Here is an 18,795-nt window from a genome sequence, read left to right as displayed (position 1 = left end):
CAGGAGGAAACCGATGCGCCGTCCCAAAATCCAGCCGATCCGCAACAAGCTCGATCTCGCCGATCCGGTCCAGGTTCGTATCGTGACACGACGGCTCGGGCTGTCGCAGGCCGAATTGACCGAGATGGTCGGCCGGATCGGCAATTCCCTCGCTGCTATTTCCAAGGAAGTGCATTCGCAGCGCACCGGCAAGCTGTCGGCGCCCGCAGACGTGCCGCCGGCCGCCGTGATTGCATCGGTCACCGCGACCGAGAGCGTGGCGGCGGAGGTCACCACGCCGGCTGAGGCATCATCTTAACGACGACCCAAACCGGGCAGGGGCGATCATGGATCAACCGACCGCGCCGAGCGATGCTCTGGCTCAGGCTGTGTTCACCTTGAGAAGAGCCCCGATCAGCGAAGGCAGGCCGTTTCCGCTCGGCGCCACCTGGGATGGGCTCGGCGTCAATTTCGCGATCTTCTCAGCGCACGCGACCAAGGTGGAGCTCTGCCTGTTCGACGACGGCGGCGAAACCGAGCTCGAGCGCATCGAGCTGCCCGAATATACTGACGAAGTCTGGCACGGCTATCTGCCGACTGCGCGTCCCGGTACGGTGTATGGCTATCGGGTGTACGGTCCGTATGAGCCCGACGCCGGCCACAGGTTCAATCCGAACAAGCTCGTCATCGATCCCTATGCCAAGCAGTTGGTCGGCAGCTTGCGCTGGGGACCGGAATTGTTCGGCTATCAGCTCGACCATCCCGACAAGGATCTCTCCTTCGACGAGCGTGACAGCGCGCCCTTGATGATGAAGTGCCGCGTGATCGATCCGGCCTTCACCTGGGGCGTGCCGCGCAAGCCGGAGATTCCGTGGGAGCGCACCGTCACTTATGAGATGCATGTGAAGGGCTTCACCAAGCTGCATCCGATGGTGCCGGACGCCGATCGCGGCACCTTTGCCGGCCTCGCCCGTCACGACATCCCGGCCTATCTGCGCTCGCTCGGCATCACCTCGGCCGAGCTGTTGCCGATCCACGCCTTCATCGACGACAGCTATCTGGTCGAGAAGGGCCTGCGCAATTACTGGGGCTACAACACGATCGGCTTCTTCGCGCCCGAGCCGCGCTACCTGAAGACGCCCCTCGCGACCGAATTCAAGACCATGGTCAACCAGTTCCATGCCAACGGCATCGAGGTGATCCTCGACGTGGTCTACAACCACACCGCCGAAGGCAACGAGCTCGGGCCGACGCTGTCGTTCAAGGGCATCGACAACGCGAGCTATTACCGGCTGCTGCCCGACGACAAGCGCTACTACATCAACGACACCGGTACCGGCAACACCGTGAACCTGTCGCATCAGCGTGTGCTGCAGCTGGTTGCGGATTCGCTCCGCTATTGGGCGACCGAGATGCGGGTCGACGGCTTCCGTTTCGACCTCGCCACCATCCTGGCGCGCGAGCCCTACGGCTTCGACGAGGGCGGCAGCTTCCTCGATGCCTGCCGGCAGGATCCCGTGCTCTCCAGCGTCAAGCTGATCGCCGAGCCCTGGGACATCGGTCCCGGCGGTTATCAGGTCGGGCAGTTTCCGCCGGGTTGGGCCGAGTGGAATGATAAGTTCCGCGACACCGTGCGCGCGTTCTGGAAGGGCAATCCAGGCACCTTGGCCGATTTCGCCAAGCGCATCTCGGGCTCGGGCGATCTCTTCAATAAGCGCGGCCGCCGGCCGTGGGCGAGCGTGAACTTCATCACCGCCCATGACGGCTTCAACTTGAACGACCTCGTCTCCTACAACGACAAGCACAATGAGGCGAATGGGGAGGACAATCGCGACGGCCACGATAACAATCATTCTTGGAATTGCGGTGCCGAGGGGCCGACCGACGATCCCGGGATCATCGAACTGCGCGAGCGGCAGAAGCGCAATCTGCTGGCGACGCTTCTGCTGGCGCACGGCACGCCGATGCTGCTCGCCGGCGACGAGTTCGGCCACACCCAGCACGGCAGCAACAATGCCTATGCCCAGGACAACGCGACCACCTGGCTCGACTGGATGGCGATCACGCCGCAGGGACGCAGCTTGCGCGAGTTCACCCGCAAGCTGATCGCGATGCGCAAGGCGTTTCCGATCCTCTATCGCAGCCGCTTCCTGGTCGGTTCGCTCAACGAGGAGCTCGGCGTCAAGGACGTCACCTGGCTGTCGCCATCAGGCGAGGAGATGACGGTGGAGCAGTGGACCGACGGCAATGCGCGCTGCTTCGGCATGCTGCTCGACGGCCGGGCGCAGGAGACCGGCGTCAAGCGCCGCGGCTCGGACGCGACGCTTCTGCTGATCTACAACGCCCATTATGACGTCGTGAACTTCACGCTGCCGGAGGTGCCGGAGGGGCGCAACTGGCTCGGCCTGATCGACACCAACCAGCCGGACGCGACGCTGCCGTCGTTCCCGTTCGGCCATGTCTATGAGGCGACGGGCCGCTCGCTGCTGGCGTTCGGCCTGTCCTCGGAGCAGGTGCGGATGCGCAGCCTGCGCCACGGTCTCGGCGCGCTGCTCGACATCGCCGAGACACCGCTGCCGCCTTAGAGCATGATCCGGAAAAGTGGAACCGTTTTTCCCTCGCGACAAACGCCATAGGCGTTTGCGCGGAGATCATGCTCAATCAATGATGGGATCATGATCCGATTCCTTCCAATCGCATCATGATCTCATTCTCAAAACGGATAATGCCGGGGGCCGGTCTGCACCGTGATCCAGCGCAGTTCGGTGAATTCGTCGATCGCAGCCTTGCCGCCGAAGCGGCCATAACCCGACGCCTTGACGCCGCCGAACGGAACCTGCGGTTCGTCATGTACCGTCGGCGCATTGATGTGGCAGATGCCTGCCTCGATCCGCTTGGCCACGCCCAGCGCGCGGGCGATGTCGCGGCCGAACACGGCGGAGGAGAGCCCGTATTCGGTGTCGTTGGCGACGCGTACGGCTTCGTCGACACCGCTGACGCGCACCACCGTGACGACGGGGCCGAAGCTCTCTTCGCCATAGATACGCATCGCCGGCGTGACGTGATCGACGATGGTCGCCGGCATGATCGTTCCGGTGCCGCGGCCGCCGGCGGCCAGCGTCGCGCCCTTGGCGAGCGCGTCATCGATCAGCGCACCGACCCGGTCGCAGGCCGCGCCTGACACCAGCGAGCCGAGTACGACATTGCCCGTGCGGGGATCGCCGTAGGGCAGGCTGTTGGCCTTGGCCGCGAACTTCGCGACGAACGCATCCGCTACCTTGTCGTCGACCACGATGCGCTCGGTCGACATGCAGATCTGGCCCTGGTTCATGAAGGCGCCGAAGGCGGCCGCATCCACCGCGGCATCGAGATCGGCATCATCAAGAATGACGAGCGGCGCCTTGCCGCCGAGCTCGAGCAGCGCACGTTTCAGATGCTTGGCGCAGGCAACCGCAATCAGCCGGCCGACGCGGGTCGAGCCGGTGAAGTTGACCCGGCGCACCGCGGGGTGCGCGATCAGCGCCTCGACCACGGCTTCCGCATCTTCCGGCGCGTTGGTGACGACATTGACCACGCCATCGCCGAGGCCGGCCTCCGCCAGGCAGCTGCCGATCAGGCGGTGCACGCCCGGGCTCATCTCGGAGGCCTTGAGCACGACGGTGTTGCCGCAGGCGAGCGGCATTGCCACCGAGCGCACGCCGAGAATGACCGGCGCGTTCCATGGTGCGATGCCGAGCACCACGCCGACCGGTTGCCGGAAGGCGAGCGCGAGGTTGTCCGGCACATCGGTCGGGATCACTTCGCCCGCGATTTGCGTGGTCATGGCGGCGGCTTCGCGCAGCATGGCTTCGGCGAGATGCACGTTGAAGCCGGCCCAGCCGGCGGTCGCGCCGGTCTCTGCCATCATCAGTGCGGTGAACTCGGCGGCATGGCGGGCCAGCGCGTCGGCGGCGGCACTGAGGCGCTTGCGGCGCTCGCCGGGTCCAAGCTGCGACCAGGCCGGAAAGGCGGCGGCTGCGGCATCGGCTGCGCGCACCGCGTCCTCGACCGAGGCCGCCGCGACGATGCTCGCGATCTCACCGCTGATCGGATTGAGGCGCTGATAGGTGCGCTGGTTGGCTGCGGCCTGATCCTTGCCGCCGATCAGAAGGTTGATCGCATTCATCGGTCTCTCCATCGTTTCATGATTCAAAGGGGGGCAGCGGACGCCGTGCGCGCTCCGCCGAGATAGGCGCGCTGGACGTCGGGATTGTTCTTCATGTCGTTCGCCGGGCCGTGTCCGGCGTTGCGGCCGGATTCGATCAGATAGACCCGATCGGCGATGTCGAGGCTCGCGCGGGCATTCTGCTCGACCAGGAGAATGGCGACACCGTCGGCGCGGATGCGCTCCAGCGCGCGAAACACCTCGCGGCTCAGCAGCGGCGACAGCCCGAGCGACGGCTCATCGAGCAGCAAGAGCGCCGGATTGGACATCAGGGCGCGGCCGATTGCGACCATCTGCTGCTCGCCGCCGCTCATGGTCCGCACCACCTGGCCCATGCGTTCGGCCAGCCGCGGAAACAACTGCATGACATGCGCGCGCCGCTGCGCTTCGCCCTCGCGGGCGCGCGCCGGGAAGGCGCCGAGCTGCAGGTTTTCGGCCACCGTCAGCTCGCCGAACACGCCGCGTCCCTCCGGCACCAGCGCAATGCCGCGCTCGACGATCACATACGGCGGCAGGCCTGCGATGTCCGCGCCGTCGAACTGGATGGCTGAGCCTGCGGCAGGCTTGATCAGCCCGGTGATGGCCTGAAGCAAGGTCGACTTGCCGGCGCCGTTGGCGCCGAGAATGGCGACGATTTCGCCACGCTCGATCCGAAGGGCGATATCGGCGAGCGCCTGATGCTTGCCGTAGGAATGCGACAGACGCGAGACCTCAAGCATCGGCTTCTCCCAGATAGGCCGCGATGACGGCACGATCGGCGAGCACGTCGGCGGGCGTGCCGCTGGCAATCGCCTTGCCCGCGCTCATCACCAGGCAGCGATTGCAGAGGGCGCGGATCGCGTCCATCACATGCTCCACCATGACGATCGTCACTCCGCGATCGCGCAAGCGCGCGATCAGTGCGATGCCGGTCTCGAGTTCGCTTGGATTGAGCCCGGCCAGCCATTCGTCGAGCAAGAGGACCCGTGGGTTCAGTGCGAGTGCGCGGGCGAGCTCCAGCCGCTTCTGATCGATATAGGTCAGCTCGCCCGCGGGCGTGTCCGAGGGCCGGTCGAGCCCGACCAGCTGCAGCAGATCGTGGATCTCCGTCACGCCGCCCGCGCTTGCACCGGCACGGAACAGCGCGGCCGCGGCAACATTCTCCGCGATCGAGAGCTCCGGCATCACCCGCACGAGCTGGAAGGTGCGGGCCAGACCGAGCCGCGCGATTTTATGCGCGGGCAGGCCGGTGATGACCGTACCACCGAGCCGGATCGTGCCGGCGGTGGGGGCCAGCGCGCCCGAGAGCATGTTGAGCAGGGTGGTCTTGCCCGATCCGTTCGGACCGATCACGCCGAGGATGTCGCCCGGCCGGACGGTGAGGCTCACGGCGTCGACGGCGCGCAGGCCGCCGAAGGATTTGCTCACGGCCTCGACCGCAAGCAGCTCGCCATCGACGATCGGGGGCGCCGTTTTCGGTTTGGGATGCGAGCGCGGCAGCAGCGGCGCGATCAGCCCGATCACGCCTTGCGGCAGCGCCATCACGATCGCGATGAAGATCAGGCCGACCACGATGCTGAAATGGTTCGGCAGTGTGGCGGTCAGCACCTCGAACAGCAGCACCAGCGGCACGACGCCGAGCAGCGGGCCGAGCAGATGGCCGGCGCCGCCGAGCAGGGCCATGATCACGACCTGGAACGAGATCATCGGGTTGAAGGCGATCGCCGGATCGATATAGGTCCAGCGCGGCGCCATCATCGCGCCGGTCACCGACATGAACACGGCGCTTATTACGAAGACCCCGAGCTTCACGCGCGTCGCGTTGATGCCGGCGTGCCGCGCCGCGGTCTCGTCCGCCCCGATCGCGCGCATCGCCAGTCCATAGCGCGAGCGGCTGAGCAGATAACCGGTGAGCAGGACGGCGGCGGCAAGTGCGAGGAGCTGCCAGTACAGCATCTCCTGGGTGATGTCGCTGAACAGATAGCGCCCCACCGATTTGGAGATGTTGACCTCATACCAGATCACGAGCTGCCGGATCAGCTCGGCGAGGCCGAAGGAGAAGATCACGAAGTAGATGCCGGACAGGCGCAGGGTCGACAGCCCGGTGACCGCGGCGACCACCGCGCCGGCGGCGGCTGCGACCACGAGCTGCAGCGGCCAGGACAGGGTGTCCGCTGTAACAGCCGCGCTGTAGGCGCCGATGCCGAAGAATGCAGCAGTGGCAAGCGAGATGTAGCGGGTCGGGCCGGAGAACATCGCCCAGGCGGTCGCAAGCACCGTGAAATAGAGGATGCTGATGCCGAGTGCGAGATAATAGCCGTTGGCATAGAGCGGGAAGGCGAGGATCGCAGCGCCGGTCAGCAGGCCGACGACAATGAGGATCGCGTTGCGGCCGGTCATCGCGCGGCCTTTCCGAACAGGCCGGTCGGCCGCACCAGCAGCACGGCGAGGAACAGCGCATAGGTGGCAGCCAGAGTGAGACCCGGATCGACCAGACGCGCCACCGCGGTCTCGACGATGCCGAGCAGCAGGCCCGCGATCAAGGCGCCCATGACGTTGCCGACGCCGCCCATGATCACGACCACCAGCGCCTTCATGGTGAAGACGACGCCCATGGCGGCGTTGAAGGTCAGGAACATGCTGACCAGCACGCCGCCGGCAGCGACCAGTCCGCCGCCGAAGGCGAAGGCGAGTCCTGCGAGCGCAGCGACGTCGATGCCGACCAGGCTGGCCGCTCTGGCATCGACCGCAACCGCGCGCATCGCCGTGCCGAGCCGCGTGCGCGTGAGCGCGAGATAGACGGCGGTGCCGATCACGGCCGCGAACGCCAGCGCCACCAGCCGGTTCACCGCCAGTGTCGAGCCGAGAATGACGACCGGGATCGAGAGATAGCTGTAGCTGTAATATTGGCCGCCGAACGCGACCAGCATCAGGCCCTGGATCACGAACAGCACGCCGAAAGTGACGAGGATGCTGTCGATCTCCTGGGCGCCGGCGTCCTTGTTGCGGCGGATCAGCCGCACCAGCAGCAGCCGGTAGAGCAGCCAGTTCAGCACCGCTGCGACAGGCACGGCGAGCAGCAGCGCGAGCAGCGGGCTCAGCGACAGCCCGCTGTAGAGCGCGAACGCTACAAAGCTCGCGGCCACCAGCGCCTCGCCATAGGAGAGGTTCATGATGCGCGCCACGCCATATTGCAGCGTCAGCCCGAGCGCGATGAGCGCATACATGCCGCCAAGCACAAGGCCGGGCAGGAGAATGTCGAACAGCAACATGGCGGCGCCTCATCGCCGGCGGAGCAGGCGGCCGGTGGCCGCCTGCCTAGCCGCCTCTTACTTCCACGCGGGCTTCGGAACCACGGCGGCGCGGGCGCCGGCCAGCGTCGCCGGCGCGAGCCCATAGAACTCGCCGTTCTGCCATTGGCCGACGGCCCAGACCTCCTGCAGCAGCCCGTCCTTCAGTTTGATCTTGCCGATGATCGTGTCGAAGGTGCCGGTGCGGATTTCCTTGGCGACCGCCGCGCGATCGACCTTGCCGACCTTTTCGATCGCTTGCTGCAGCACCTGAAGGCTCGCATAGGTGATCGGGCTGGCCCAGCGGTCCGGCTCCTGGCCGGTCGCGGCCTTGTGGCGGGCGAGGTAGTCCTTCAGCAGCGGTGAATCCGCGTCCCAGCCACCGATCCCGATGACGCCGTCGGCGTTGCCGGCGAACTTGTCCTTGAACAGCGGAAACGCGGTGCCGACGCCGACATAGAAGACCTTCGGGTTGAACTTCAGGAGCTGCGCCTGCTCGGTCAGCGCCAGCGTATCCGGCGGATAGCTGAAGGCGACGAAGGTGTCGGCGTTGGAAGCGATCGCATCCTTGAGCAGCGGCTGGATGTCCTGCGAGCCGAGCGGATAGGTCTTGTCATAGGCGATCTTCAAGCCGGCCTTCTTGAAGGCGTTGCGGCCGGCGGCGGCGAGCTCGATGCCGAACTGGTCGGCCACGCTGACCATCGCGACGGTGCCCTCGATCTTGCCCTCGCTCTTCAGCTTGCCGAGCAGGTCGGCCAGGCCTTGCGAGATCTGCGCCGAGGTCCCGAGCCAGAAGGTGGCATTGGACCAGCGCTTGGCAAGCTCCGGCGCCTTGTCGGTCACCGAGGTGACCGCGAGGTGCGGATAGCCGAGCCGGTTCAAGGTCGGGCCGACCGCGAGATTGAGGCCGGTGCCCCAGGGCGGCAGGATGAAATCGACCTTGTCCTGATTGGCCAGGCGCTCGATCGCCTTCACGGCCTCTTCGGATGAGCTGCGGTCGTCATATTCGACGATCTCGACCGGAAGCCGCTTGTCGCCGAGCTTGATGCCGCCCGCCGCGTTCACGTCCTTCACCCAGAGCTGGTAGTTGGGCAAGGTCGTGATCCCGGCGCCGCCGGCATAGGGCCCGGTCTTCGAGATCGTGTAGCCGATGCGGATCTTGTCCTGCGCGGCGGCAGGGGATGCGAACGTCCCCAGTGCCGCGGCCAATGCTGTCAGGCTGGCCATGCGCAGCCATGTCCGACGCTGTGCCGAAACCATGTCGAGCCTCCTCCCTTGGGCAGGCGGGCTTGCCGCGTGCCGATGTGCGTTTCCCTTTCCCGGTCTCCTTGTCCGCATTGTCGTCGCGGCCGCCGGGTCTTGACCAAGCAAGCACTGTGGGGTTCCCTCCCGCAATGGACCGATCCGGCAAAAAATTGCACTTATCCGGCGCCCGGTTGCCCCTTGCGGAGCCCGGCCCGGGCCGCCGGGAGCGGCCGCCGCTCGCCCCCGAGGTTGTCCATCCCGTCGCCGCCGAAGCGATCGCCTCCCATTTAGCCGAGCGGCAATGGGCACTGACTTCGCGGGCCGCGCAGCCTTCGATCCACCTGTTGTCGCTCGCTTCGGGCAGGGCAGCGGCACACGAGAATGGCGAGGTCAGCGATTGGTTCGGACCGGCGCTGATCTGGTTGCCGGCCGGATCGGCGGAGCGGCTCGAGATTTCGGCGGGAGCGCGTGCGCATCTGTTGCGGTTGCGCGCGGACAGCTGGCATCGCTATTTGCCGCCATCGGCGGAAACCGCCTATCTCGACCTGGCCGGCGTGGCCGGCATCCTTGCCTTTCCGGTCGACGCCGATCTGGCTGCAGCGGTTGGACGCTCGATCGCCTCGATCGCCGCCGAGCTCGCCGCTCCCGCGCGCAGCGCGAGCGCTGCGATCCTGTCGGCTGAGCTCTCGCTCTGCGTGCTGCGCTTCTGGCGGCTGTTTGCCGATGAGGCCGATGGCGCTGCGCCAGGCAACAGCGCCGACGTTCTGCGCCGTTTCCGCAGGCTGGTGGAGGAGCGGCATCATCAGCAGTTGCGCGTCGCCGATTATGCGCAGCTGTTGGGCGTCACGCCGGACCGGCTGCATGCGCTGTGCAGCCGCGCCTTGCAGCGCTCGCCGAGTGAGCTGATCCAGCAGCGCATCGTGCAGGAGGCGGCGCGCCGACTGGAGACCAGCAGCGCAACCGTGAAACAGATCGCCTTTGCGCTCGGCTTCAAGGACACCGCCTATTTCAGCCGCTTCTTCACCAGGCACACCGGCGAGGCGCCCGGGGCGTGGCGGCGCAGCGTCGCGGCGCGCGCCCGGAGCGGCCGGCTGCGGCCGTCGCTCGATTTCGCCGACTGGCCGTGAAACCGCGTCGGACTCGTCCTGCGCGCAAGCGAACGCGTGTCTGCTCTGCTCATGCGCTTGTATCGCTCAACGCTGCAAGCGCATCCTCGACATTGATGATGCCGTGGCCGAGCTGCCCATTCCAACTCGGGCCCTCCACCTTGCGGGCGTGATCGTTCAGGAGCTGTCGCAATTGGCCGGGTGACACCGATGTCTGATCGCATCCGCTGCGGATGGCCGCGACTATGCCCGCCGCGAGTCCGCATGCAGCCGACGTTCCCGTGCTCGCAAGGTAGGGTGGGCCGTCGTTGCTCAGGAAGGCGCCGTCGACATTACCGGCGAAGGCATCGGCGCCGACCTCCCGGAAATAGCTGGGTGCGCATAGATCTGGCTTGTGTCTCGAGAGCTGTGGTTGGCCCGGACCTTGCGACGAACGGCCTGCCCAACGCGCGTCGGTTCTGACCGCTCCTACGGTCAGGACGTCCGGGTGCGAATTGGCGCCGAAGATGCTGCTGCCTGGTCCCACGTCGGCTTTCCCGCAGCGGCGATCGGGACAGAACTGGCCGCAATTGCCGGCGGCGAAAACGATGTCGGCTGCCGCCCCGATGGTCCCTACGATTGCGTTGAGGGGATGATCGCGCCGTTCGGTGTAGTCGCCGCGCGGGTGCTCGCTTGAACGATCAAAGATCGACCACGCATTGACCAAGACCCAGGGGCCTTTCCACTGCGGCACAGGAAGCTGCCGCAGGTAAGCAATCAAGGCATCGAGAAGATAGAATACATGAAGGGCGGTGCTGATGAAGCCCGTGACGTCGCCAATGCGGGCTGGGAGCAGTGGGACGTCGTAGAACATCGCGTCGGGAGCCGCATCGGCGATGTTGCGAACCATCATCGGTCCGTGACCTCGCCTCGTGCTGCCGGGCTCAACGTCGCCGTTGGCAAGGCCGCCGCCGAAATTCTTGACCAACCTCGCATCAAAGCCCTGGTCGATGACGACGACATTGACACCGCGTCCGGTCAGCCCTTGCTCACCGAGTGCGTCGGCACCCGTCAGCCGTCTCGCAATATCCCGGTCGCCGAACAAGAGCTGGTCCGGATTGGTGGGGCAAAAGAACTCGGACTGGGAAAGCGCAATGTCGGCGCCGACCGCCTTGAACGGCTGGGTCTTGTCTTGCGCCCTCGCACGGGCGTTCGCATGATCGACTGCGCGGCGGAACAACTCCACATCGGCGCTGTCGGTGCATTCGATCGAGACGACCAGTTCATTCAATGGAGGCGGAGGCTCGGGCAGCCTTTGTGTCAGACGGACGCGCCAGCTCTCGTCCGGGACGCTGAGCACACGCCATCGGCCCGCATCGTCTTCCGCGAGCAACGCGCGCAGACGGGCCTCTATGGCGGTCAAACCCGCTGTCGGGAGGCGAGGTCCGTCGCTGATGTCGCCAGCCCCTTCGGACTGCATGACGATCAACTGTCTAATCATCCTCAGCTCCATTCGCTCTTTGCCGCCGCGACGAGCTTGGTCACGGTCGGGCATGGAAGCAGAAGCGTGGCCGCGGTCTCGCCCAGGTGCTTCCCGGCCTTGCTGTCGGAAGGATAATGGAGGCCGAGCACTTCACGGTTGCGCGCGATCCTTTGCGCGACACGCCGCAGCGGCGTGCTCTCGGGATCGGCGGCATCGATCGGTGTCGAAGCAGCCTGCGGCATCACCTGCGCAAGTATGCTTGCAAGCATGTTAGCTTCGGTGGAATGGCCGCTCGGGTATGACGCATGCCCTGGTACGTCGATCGGCGGCATCAGTGCGAGTGAGAGCTGCGAAGCGCGCGGCCGCGGGGGCATCGGCGACGTTGAACCGGGTTGTCGCCCCGGATTGAACTTGTAATGCATGGCCACAAACTGGGCGACGCGGAGCGCGCTCTGGACGAGACGGTAAGTGGCGGGATGCGATGACCTGTTGAACATCAAAAGGCCGCTGAAATAGAGATCGATCTTGTTCATCTGAGCAAGCGCCTCGGCCATGACGCCGGCTCGGTAGTCCACCAGTTCCTGCAGTTCGTCGAGTTCTGCCTTTAGGCCGGCGCCCGTGGGTATAGGTGCCACGGCCTGCAGATCGATCGTGTCCCAGCCCTGCACCTTCACGAACTCACCGAGCACCACGATCGAGAAGTGGTATGAGCTCCATGCACCATCGGGAAAGCTGTTGCATGTGGTCCTGGGAAAGCCTGCCGAAACATCGAACGGCGGCCATCGCGTACCCCTGAACCAATCCTCGTTGGTACGTTTTTCCAGGGCTGGAGAGATGCCGATCGGCCGGATCAATGGCGAAATGCGGCCGGCGACTACTCCCGAGGTTGCTGCACCATCGGCGCCGTCTGCGCCATCTGCCCCGTCAGCACCATCTGCTCCGTCCGCCAGACCAAAACCACTCATGGCAATCCTCCCTTTGGCAATAACAGACACTGCCCCCAGGCCGGAATGCTTCCGCGTCTATTCCGGAAGGCCGGCCAACCTCAAATGCTTCATGTACCGGTCTCGGATCTCCGGATGCCGAAACGGCTGCCGGGTCCGCTCATAGGCTTCCAGTCGAAATTCGGGCTCGAGCTTCATCATCTTGGCAGCGACGTCCCGGGCTTCGTTGAAACGTCCCAGTGCCGCGAGGCCTGCAATCAAGATCCTATGGTTTGCCGTGTAGAGAGCGTTCTCGCCTGCGGACATCCGTCCCCATTTCACCGCGCGCTCATAGTCGCCCTTGGCGTAGTAGGCGAGGTTGAGAAACATGTAGTAGCTGAAAAGGCTCTGGTCGAAAGGCGACAGGCGGAGGGCGTGTTCGGCTCTGCTGACCGCCTGCTCGGTATCCCCGATGTAGCTCAAGGTGGCGCTGGAAAGCAGCCAGGCAAGCGAATGATTGGGGCAGGCCGAGAGCGCACGATCGAAATAGATCAGAGCGCCGTCATACTCGTGAAACAGAAACGACTTGAGATGACCGAAGGTCGCCAGTGCAAGTGCGTTCTGACCGTCGAGCTCGATCGCCCTGGACGCGAACTCGACGGCGCGGACGGCATCTTCGCTCGGGTTGGCAGACCAGCCCTGACCCACATAGAGGCTGTGCCAACGCGCTGCCCATGCCACCGGCATGGCGAAGTTCGGGTCCTCCGCCATCGCCCTGTTCAGAAAGTCGCGGGCCTGCAGAAAGATGTGCTTGTCGAGACTGTTGATGAGCTGAATCGCCCTCAAGGTGTGATCATAGGCGGTAAAACTGTCGGGTCGTTTCCTCAGGGCTTCGCGCAGCTCTGACTTTCGAACATTGGGCGCAATGCCTGTGACGATCTTTCGAACGATCTCGTCTTGAAGGTCGAACAGTTCGCCCGGGGCGACCTCGACGGCATCGGCCCAAAGGATCTCGCCGGTCTCGGAATCGCATGCCTGTGTCGATACTCGCGCCAGGCGACTGGATCTGCGCACCGTGCCGAACACGACGTACCGTGCGCCGAGCGCGCGCCCAACCTCGGCCGGATCGGGCGAGCGATCGCGGTACTTGATCGTCGATGCGCGCGAGATGACGAAGAGCTCACGTAGTCCGGCGAGGGAGACAATGATGTCTTCGACGATCCCGTCCGCAAAATAATCGTCGGCCGGATCGCCGCCCAAATTCTGCAGCGGGAGCACGGCGATGGAGGGCAGTCGCTCGCGATGCGCGGCGCTTGGCGCCACCGCGACCGGAACGTCGGCGCTCAAGGAATAGGCCCGGACCGGCTTATCGACATTCTTGAGCTGGAAGTAGCCGAGCTCTCGCACGAGTTTTCCGAGGGCGCCGCGCACGACGTCGTATACCGATTCCGACAGCAGCACGCCGCCTGGCTCCGCGTGCTCCTGCAGTCGCGCCGCGACATTGACGCCATGTCCGAAGATGTCGAATTCGGTTGCAATAATATCGCCGAGATTGATGGCAATCCGCAGCGCGATCGTCGGGGATGTTTCGCCGTCCTCGACCTGGGCAGACGGCACCATTCGCTGAATGTCCTGCGCCCATTCCACCGCGTCGAGCGCGCAGGTAAACTCGGCGAGGATGCCATCTCCGGTGAACTTGACGATCCGGCCATGATACTCCGTCGTGCGAGGCTGCACGATCTCGTTAAGGATCTTCATCCAGCGGCGGTGAGTGCGAGTCTCATCGCTCGCCATCAGGGTGGTGTAGCCAACGATGTCGAGAAATGCGACCGCTGCAAGCCGCCGACCGGTTCGAGCGGCGCCGTCGCGCCGTCGAAACAGTAGGTCGGAGGACGCTGTTACCTCTTGTTGCGCCGACCCCAGAAGCGACATTACTGCTCCGGCCATACGAGCACACCAACCGCTTGTAGACTGACAGCTTTCACCCAACCGGGCAACCGGTTGCGTCAAGACGGCATGCGCTCGTTGCGCCCTCGTCGCTGATTAGTCCGCGGTACCAGGCGCAGGGCAGGGGTCGTCGACCGGCGCGACGTATCCCTCGACGTCTTCATCGTTGAGTGTCGGCGGATGTCGGCGTAGTTCACGCAAATCGATGATCGCCGATCACATTCCCGCAATCCGGCGGTGCAGTTCCTGGGCACGCAGGCGGGTTCCGCTCCACGCCGGAGCCGGGCGCGCCGGTGACGTTATGGTGCACCGCCGCCTTCGAGCTCGGCGGCGACCTGGCCATAGTTGAGCAGCGCGACCAGGGTGGTGCCGCCGACGACATTGCCGAGCAGCGTCGGCACGAAAAAGGTCCCGACATAGTCCTGCAGCGACGCCTTGCCGCTCTGGATCAGGAACGCGCAATCCACCGAGTCGGCGATGATATGCGAGAACTCGCCGAGCGCGACCAGATAGGTCATCGCCACGATGATATGTGCTCCCGCGCCCCTGAGCGCCGGCAACAACCACATCATCAGCGCGATGATCCAGCCGGCGAACACCGCCCGCACGAATGTCGAGGCGAAGCTGCCCTCGATGGTGCGATGGCTGAGCTCGAGGAAGGCATCGACGATCCGCGGCTCGAAGATCTCGGTGTGGGCCAATACGGAGGCGACGGCCCAGGTGCCGACGACATTGGCCACGAGCACCAGCGACCACAGCCGCAGGACGCGAAGCAAGGTGGCGAGATCGCGGTGGTGCAGCAGCGGCAGGATCGGCGTCAAGGTGTTCTCTGTGAAGAGCTGCTGCCGTCCCAGCACTACCACCAGGAAGCCGGCCGTGTAGCCCAGCGGCGCGAAGGCGGAAATCAGGATCGCCCACCAGCGCCGCTCGAGCTCGCTCACGCCTTCGGCGCGTATGGTCTCGTGGATCAGCGCGGCGCTCGGCCGGCTCTGGGACTGGATCTCGCGCCGTTGTTGGTCAGACAGGCCGGCGACCTCCGAGGCCGGGTTGAAGGTAGGGCTGTCGCTCTTGCTGTCCACGCGATGCATTCCTGCGGGCCGCGCCGGCCGGCCGCTTCGACAGCCAACCGCAAGGACGTTCAAGGGTTCCTCTGCTTCAGAGGGACCAAAGCTGAGCCGGCGTGGGGATCGGCTCATGCCCCTCGCGCGTAAGCGCCGAGTCTGGCGTCGAGGACGGCGAGCATGGCCTCGCGCGCCGGATCGCGCGAGCCGCGCAGCCAGACCGCAGCGAGCGGCAACCGGCCGACCGCACTGTCACGTTTCAGCTTGAGCGGGACGAAGCGCACGCCCGAGATCGCGAGCCTCGAGGTCCAGCGCGGCACGATTGCAATGCCAAGACGGGCTGCGACCAGATTGACGATCGTCTGCTTCTCGTCGGCGAGCTGGGCCACGCGCGGCGTGAGGCCGGCCTGCTCGAACAGCTTCATCGTGAGGTCGTGGCTGTGCGGCCGCGAGCGGCGGTCCGGCACGATCAGCGGCTGGTCGGCTAGCTCCGCGAGCGAAATCAGCTTGCGCCTGGCCAGTGCATGCCGCTGCGGCAGCGCCACCACCGCGCTCTCATCGAGCAGGGGACGGAATTCGAGCCGCTTGTCGGTCCGCTCCGGCGGCCGCACGAATGCGAGGTCGAGTGCGCCGGACAGAATCTTCGGCAGCAGCCGGATCGTCTTCTCTTCCGAAAGCTGCACCGCGATGCCGGGATGCCGGCGACGAAAATCGTGCAGCAGCGCCGGCAGCAATCCGGCTGCCGCACTGTCGATCGCGCCGACCCGCAGCCGCCGCGCCGTGGCGGTGCGCGTGCGGCGGCGGAAGCTCTCCTCCACCGCCTCGATCCGGGACAGGATCGCCCGGGCGTCGCGCAGCAGGGCCGCGCCTTGCTCGGTGAGCGAGACCGCGCGCGTCGTCCGGGCGAACAGCTGTGTCGCCAGGTCCTCTTCCAGCAGCTTGATGTGGCGGCCGAGCGCCGAGGGCAGCATCTGCAGGCGTTGCGCGGCCTTGCCGAAATGCAGCTCCTCGGCGGCGGCGACGAAGCAGCGGAGCTGGTGCAATTCCATGGGGGCAGATCCTGTGAGGCGATCCCTGTGACGAGGCGCGCGGATTATATCGATTTTTTGTATAAATGGTGGTCCATTGAACCCGCCGCGCGCCGGCCGCATAGCGTTGCCCGACAACCAACAAGACCGGGCAGGGAGGTGACGATGGCGGCGGAGCTCGAAACGCGTGTGTTGCGCAAGGTCGCCTTGCGCATCGTCCCCTTCATCATGCTGCTGTACTTCGTGGCCTTCATCGACCGCGTCAATATCGGCTTCGCGGCGCTGACCATGAACAAGGATCTCGGCCTGTCGCCCTCCGTGTTCGGTTTCGGCGCCGGCATCTTCTTTTGGGGCTATTTCCTGTTCGAGGTGCCGTCCAACCTCGCGCTCGACAGATTCGGGGCGCGGATCTGGATCGCGCGGGTCATGATCTCCTGGGGCCTCGTGTCCGGCGCGATGGCGTTCGTGCAGGGGGCCGTCAGCTTCTATGCGCTGCGTTTCCTGCTCGGCGTCGCCGAGGCCGGGTTCTTCCCCGGCATCATCCTCTACCTGTCCTACTGGTTTCCGGCGCGGCAGCGCGCCGCCGTCACGGCGCTGTTCATGGCGGCGGCGCCGCTCTCGACCGTGCTGGGCTCGCCGGTCTCCGGCGCCTTGCTGCAGATGCACGGTTTGCTCGGCCTGAAGGGGTGGCAGTGGCTGTTCCTGGTCGAAGCCTTGCCGGCGGTGCTGCTCGGATTCGTCGTGCTCGGCTATATGACCGACCGGCCGGAGCAGGCGCGCTGGCTGGCCGATGAGGAGCGCAACTGGCTGGTGCAGGCGATGAATGCCGAGAGGACCGGCAAGGCGGCGGTCGCCAGCCACAGCATCTGGCGCGGTCTCGCCGACATCCGGGTGCTGGCGCTGTCACTGGTCTATTTCGGCACCTCGGCCGGGCTCTATACGCTCGGGGTGTGGGCGCCGCAGATCATCAAGCAGTTCGGCCTGTCTTCGTTCGCGGTCGGCTTCCTCAATGCGGTGCCAGCGACCGTTGCAGTCGTCGTCATGATCCTGTGGGCGCGGCATTCCGACCGCACCGGCGAGCGCACCTGGCACGTGGTGCTGGCCTGCCTGTTGTCAGCCGCGGGTCTTGCGTTTGCCGGCCTCGCAACCGGCGTGATTGCCGTGCTGGCCGCCCTCACACTGGTCAACGTCGGCATTTCCTCCTCGAAGCCGCCACTGTGGAGCATGCCCACGATGTTCCTGTCAGGCTCGGCGGCGGCGGCCGGGATTGCCACCATCAATTCGATCGGCAATCTTGGCGGCTTCGTCGGCCCGGCGGTGATCGGTTGGATCAAGGATCGGACCGGCAGCTTCGATGGCGGGCTTTATTTCGTCGCGGGGCTGCTCGTCATCTCCGCAGTGCTCACCTTGCTGCTGTCCCGTTCACAGCGTGCGAAGGCCGAGCCGGCCCCGCAAACCCACTGATCCCTCGTCAACGGAGTTTTCTCATGCGCAACTATTCTATCGCCGCCATTCCCGCTGACGGGATCGGGCCCGAGGTGATCTCGGCCGGCGTCCGTGTCCTGGAGGCGCTGGCCAAGCGCAGCGGCGACATCAGCTTCAACGTCAAGACTTTCGACTGGGGCTCGGACTATTACAAGAAGCACGGCGTGATGATGCCGGCGGACGGCCTCACCGAGCTGAAGACATTCGACGCGATCTATTTCGGTGCGGTCGGCGCGCCCGACGTGCCCGATCACATCACGCTGTGGGGCCTGCGGCTGCCGATCTGCCAGGGGTTCGATCAATATGCCAATGTGCGTCCGACCAAGATCCTGCCCGGCGTGGCCTCGCCGCTGCGCAATGTCGGCGTCGGCGATCTCGACTGGGTGATCGTGCGCGAGAACTCCGAAGGCGAATATGCCGGCTGCGGCGGCCGCGTGCACAAAGGCCTGCCGGAGGAGGTCGGTACGGAAGTTGCAATCTTCACCCGTGTCGGCGTCGTCAGAATCATGCGCTTTGCCTTCCAGCTCGCGCAGTCGCGGCCGCGAAAATTCCTCACCGTCGTCACCAAGTCGAACGCGCAGCGCCACGGCATGGTGATGTGGGACGAGATCGCCGCCGAGGTGGCGGCCGAATTCCCCGATGTCACCTGGGACAAGATGCTGGTCGATGCCATGACGGTGCGCATGACGCTGAACCCGAAGAGCCTCGACACCATCGTGGCGACCAATCTGCACGCCGACATCCTGTCCGATCTGGCGGGCGCGCTGGCCGGCAGTCTCGGCGTGGCGCCGACCGCCAACATCGATCCGCAGCGCCGCTTCCCGTCGATGTTCGAGCCGATCCATGGCTCGGCCTTCGACATCACCGGCAAGGGCATCGCCAATCCCGTCGCGACCTTCTGGACCGGTGCGCAGATGCTGGAGCATCTCGGCGAGAAGGATGCCGCGGCACGATTGATGGCAGCCGTGGAGAAGGTCTGCGCGGCCGGCATTCTCACGCCCGATGTCGGCGGCAAGGCCACCACCAAGGAGGTGACCGATGCCGTGATCGAGGCGATCCACGGCTCCAACGTCTGATCCCCCGGCC

15 protein-coding genes are annotated in these 18,795 nt (G+C 65.5%); 5 read left to right on the top strand and 10 right to left on the bottom strand.

Features of this window, described 5'->3' with window-relative positions:
• The first annotated feature begins 13 nt into the window (after positions 1-13).
• Positions 14-298: a DUF3606 domain-containing protein gene (locus QX071_RS19670; protein ID WP_315704334.1), complete on the top strand. Its 285-nt coding sequence runs from the start codon at positions 14-16 to the stop codon at positions 296-298.
• A 28-nt stretch (positions 299-326) separates the two neighbouring features.
• Positions 327-2,564: a glycogen debranching protein GlgX gene (gene glgX / locus QX071_RS19665; protein WP_315704333.1), complete on the top strand. Its 2,238-nt coding sequence runs from the start codon at positions 327-329 to the stop codon at positions 2,562-2,564.
• A 128-nt stretch (positions 2,565-2,692) separates the two neighbouring features.
• Here the strand turns inward: glgX and QX071_RS19660 are convergent, their stop codons facing one another.
• Genes QX071_RS19660 through QX071_RS19640 form a run of 5 tightly spaced genes read right to left on the bottom strand, consistent with a single transcriptional unit; the run spans position 2,693 to position 8,712 of the window.
• Positions 2,693-4,144 (bottom strand): aldehyde dehydrogenase, encoded by a 1,452-nt coding sequence (locus tag QX071_RS19660; protein WP_315704332.1) that lies wholly within the window; start codon positions 4,142-4,144, stop codon positions 2,693-2,695.
• A 23-nt stretch (positions 4,145-4,167) separates the two neighbouring features.
• Entirely contained in the window at positions 4,168-4,902 is a 735-nt protein-coding gene (locus QX071_RS19655) for an ABC transporter ATP-binding protein (RefSeq protein WP_315704331.1), read from the bottom strand.
• On the bottom strand, positions 4,895-6,562 hold the full coding sequence (locus tag QX071_RS19650; protein WP_315704330.1) for a branched-chain amino acid ABC transporter ATP-binding protein/permease: 1,668 nt from the start codon (positions 6,560-6,562) through the stop codon (positions 4,895-4,897). The genes QX071_RS19655 and QX071_RS19650 overlap by 8 nt, the downstream gene beginning before the upstream one ends.
• Entirely contained in the window at positions 6,559-7,434 is an 876-nt protein-coding gene (locus QX071_RS19645) for a branched-chain amino acid ABC transporter permease (RefSeq protein ID WP_315704329.1), read from the bottom strand. The genes QX071_RS19650 and QX071_RS19645 overlap by 4 nt, the downstream gene beginning before the upstream one ends.
• A gap of 57 nt (positions 7,435-7,491) precedes the next feature.
• Positions 7,492-8,712 carry an amino acid ABC transporter substrate-binding protein gene (locus QX071_RS19640; RefSeq protein ID WP_315704328.1) on the bottom strand — a complete coding sequence of 407 codons (1,221 nt, stop codon included), beginning with the start codon at positions 8,710-8,712 and terminating at the stop codon, positions 7,492-7,494.
• Positions 8,713-8,888: 176 nt separating this feature from the next.
• Between QX071_RS19640 and QX071_RS19635 the strand changes: the two genes are divergently transcribed.
• The gene (locus QX071_RS19635; protein ID WP_315704327.1) at positions 8,889-9,824 is read left to right on the top strand and encodes a helix-turn-helix domain-containing protein; all 936 of its coding nucleotides are present in this window, start codon (positions 8,889-8,891) and stop codon (positions 9,822-9,824) included.
• 49 nt (positions 9,825-9,873) lie between these two features.
• Here the strand turns inward: QX071_RS19635 and QX071_RS19630 are convergent, their stop codons facing one another.
• The 5 genes from QX071_RS19630 to QX071_RS19610 all read right to left on the bottom strand — a co-directional run bounded on the left by QX071_RS19630 (position 9,874) and on the right by QX071_RS19610 (position 16,245).
• Positions 9,874-11,283, bottom strand: coding sequence for a S8 family serine peptidase (locus QX071_RS19630; protein WP_315727768.1), 1,410 nt, complete (start codon positions 11,281-11,283; stop codon positions 9,874-9,876).
• A gap of 2 nt (positions 11,284-11,285) precedes the next feature.
• Positions 11,286-12,230, bottom strand: a complete 945-nt coding sequence (locus QX071_RS19625; RefSeq protein WP_315704325.1) for a hypothetical protein — start codon at positions 12,228-12,230, stop codon at positions 11,286-11,288.
• A gap of 57 nt (positions 12,231-12,287) precedes the next feature.
• A complete protein-coding gene (locus QX071_RS19620) occupies positions 12,288-14,120 on the bottom strand; it encodes an adenylate/guanylate cyclase domain-containing protein (RefSeq protein WP_315704324.1) in 1,833 nt (610 codons plus the stop codon).
• A 314-nt stretch (positions 14,121-14,434) separates the two neighbouring features.
• On the bottom strand, positions 14,435-15,214 hold the full coding sequence (locus QX071_RS19615) for a formate/nitrite transporter family protein (protein WP_409977716.1): 780 nt from the start codon (positions 15,212-15,214) through the stop codon (positions 14,435-14,437).
• A gap of 113 nt (positions 15,215-15,327) precedes the next feature.
• The gene (locus QX071_RS19610; protein ID WP_315704323.1) at positions 15,328-16,245 is read right to left on the bottom strand and encodes a LysR family transcriptional regulator; all 918 of its coding nucleotides are present in this window, start codon (positions 16,243-16,245) and stop codon (positions 15,328-15,330) included.
• Between the two features lie 144 nt (positions 16,246-16,389).
• On the opposite strand from QX071_RS19610, the gene QX071_RS19605 reads away from it, so the two are divergent.
• Together QX071_RS19605 and QX071_RS19600 are read left to right on the top strand one after the other, a co-directional pair.
• The gene (locus QX071_RS19605; RefSeq protein WP_315704322.1) at positions 16,390-17,688 is read left to right on the top strand and encodes an MFS transporter; all 1,299 of its coding nucleotides are present in this window, start codon (positions 16,390-16,392) and stop codon (positions 17,686-17,688) included.
• 23 nt (positions 17,689-17,711) lie between these two features.
• The gene (locus tag QX071_RS19600) at positions 17,712-18,785 is read left to right on the top strand and encodes a tartrate dehydrogenase (protein WP_315704321.1); all 1,074 of its coding nucleotides are present in this window, start codon (positions 17,712-17,714) and stop codon (positions 18,783-18,785) included.
• Positions 18,786-18,795: the final 10 nt, after the last annotated feature.

The sequence above is a fragment of the Bradyrhizobium sp. SZCCHNS1022 genome (assembly GCF_032484835.1).
Lineage (GTDB): Bacteria > Pseudomonadota > Alphaproteobacteria > Rhizobiales > Xanthobacteraceae > Bradyrhizobium.
This window is presented reverse-complemented; position numbering and strand designations above follow the sequence as displayed.

Excerpts from the sequence above, each read along its gene's own strand:
- QX071_RS19610 (WP_315704323.1), bottom strand. The coding sequence starts at position 16,245 with ATGGAATTGCACCAGCTCCGCTGCTTCGTCGCCGCCGCCGAGGAGCTG.
- QX071_RS19605 (WP_315704322.1), top strand. The coding sequence starts at position 16,390 with ATGGCGGCGGAGCTCGAAACGCGTGTGTTGCGCAAGGTCGCCTTGCGC.
- QX071_RS19655 (WP_315704331.1), bottom strand. The coding sequence starts at position 4,902 with ATGCTTGAGGTCTCGCGTCTGTCGCATTCCTACGGCAAGCATCAGGCG.
- QX071_RS19640 (WP_315704328.1), bottom strand. The coding sequence starts at position 8,712 with ATGGTTTCGGCACAGCGTCGGACATGGCTGCGCATGGCCAGCCTGACA.
- QX071_RS19625 (WP_315704325.1), bottom strand. The coding sequence starts at position 12,230 with ATGAGTGGTTTTGGTCTGGCGGACGGAGCAGATGGTGCTGACGGGGCA.
- glgX (WP_315704333.1), top strand. The coding sequence starts at position 327 with ATGGATCAACCGACCGCGCCGAGCGATGCTCTGGCTCAGGCTGTGTTC.
- QX071_RS19620 (WP_315704324.1), bottom strand. The coding sequence starts at position 14,120 with ATGTCGCTTCTGGGGTCGGCGCAACAAGAGGTAACAGCGTCCTCCGAC.
- QX071_RS19650 (WP_315704330.1), bottom strand. The coding sequence starts at position 6,562 with ATGACCGGCCGCAACGCGATCCTCATTGTCGTCGGCCTGCTGACCGGC.
- QX071_RS19660 (WP_315704332.1), bottom strand. The coding sequence starts at position 4,144 with ATGAATGCGATCAACCTTCTGATCGGCGGCAAGGATCAGGCCGCAGCC.
- QX071_RS19600 (WP_315704321.1), top strand. The coding sequence starts at position 17,712 with ATGCGCAACTATTCTATCGCCGCCATTCCCGCTGACGGGATCGGGCCC.
- QX071_RS19670 (WP_315704334.1), top strand. The coding sequence starts at position 14 with ATGCGCCGTCCCAAAATCCAGCCGATCCGCAACAAGCTCGATCTCGCC.
- QX071_RS19645 (WP_315704329.1), bottom strand. The coding sequence starts at position 7,434 with ATGTTGCTGTTCGACATTCTCCTGCCCGGCCTTGTGCTTGGCGGCATG.
- QX071_RS19630 (WP_315727768.1), bottom strand. The coding sequence starts at position 11,283 with ATGATTAGACAGTTGATCGTCATGCAGTCCGAAGGGGCTGGCGACATC.